The organism is Novosphingobium sp. HII-3 (genome assembly GCF_002916655.1).
GTDB classification, from domain to species: Bacteria; Pseudomonadota; Alphaproteobacteria; order Sphingomonadales; family Sphingomonadaceae; genus Novosphingobium; species Novosphingobium panipatense.
Genome location: NZ_PPSM01000084.1, coordinates 1 through 853 on the forward strand (window position 1 = coordinate 1; position 853 = coordinate 853).

Genomic DNA, 853 nt, shown 5'->3' on the forward strand with positions numbered 1-853 from the left:
CTAGGGGGCAAACTCATAAATCGGGTTGAGCTGGCAGCGGTGGCGTGATTCAGGCTTCCTTCGGAAACGGAGGGCGTATGACGCGGCGGCGATATGAACTGACGGACAAGGAATGGCTCATCATCGAGCCGTTGCTGCCCAACAAGCCGCGTGGAGTGCCCCGCGTCGATGACCGCCGGGTGCTGAACGGGATACTTTGGCGTTTCCGTTCTGGTGCGCCGTGGGCAGAGGTCCCGGAACGCTATGGTCCGTCGACGACCTGCTACAACCGGTTCATCCGCTGGCGAAAGGCTGGAGTGTGGGACCGATTGTTGGCGGCGGTTTCCGCCGGTTTCAACGGCGAGTTGGTGATGATCGATTCCACTTGCATGCGCGTCCACCAGCACGGTGCGACGGGCAAAAAGGGGGATCCGGCAATCATGGCATGGGACGTTCCCGGGGCGGCCTTTCGACCAAACTCCACGCTCTTGTCGACGCTGATGGACGTCCTGTCGGACTGCGACTGACGGGTGGCCAGGTCCATGATGCATGCGAAGCTGAAGCGCTGATCGAGGCCATTCCCGAGGGTGCCACCCTGCTCGGTGACAAGGGCTATGACAGTACGGCCATTCGCGAGGCGGCCGCGGCCAGAAACATCTGGGCCAACATTCCCAACCGCTCCAACCGTAAGCAGCGCTTCGGCTTCTCGTCATGGCTCTACCGCCAGCGTAATCTCGTCGAGCGCTTCTTCAATCGGATCAAGCAGTTCCGGGGCATCGCCACCCGATATGACAAGGATGCTGCCAACTATCTCGCGGCCATCAAGCTCATATGCGTCAGGCTGTGGTGCAATGCGTAATGAGTCCACGCCCTA

The 853-nt window shown here is 60.7% G+C and carries 1 pseudogene; it reads left to right on the plus strand.

The window, feature by feature from the left end:
• Positions 1-77: 77 nt before the first annotated feature.
• A pseudogene (locus tag C2R25_RS19565) lies at positions 78-838 on the plus strand (IS5 family transposase).
• Positions 839-853: the final 15 nt, after the last annotated feature.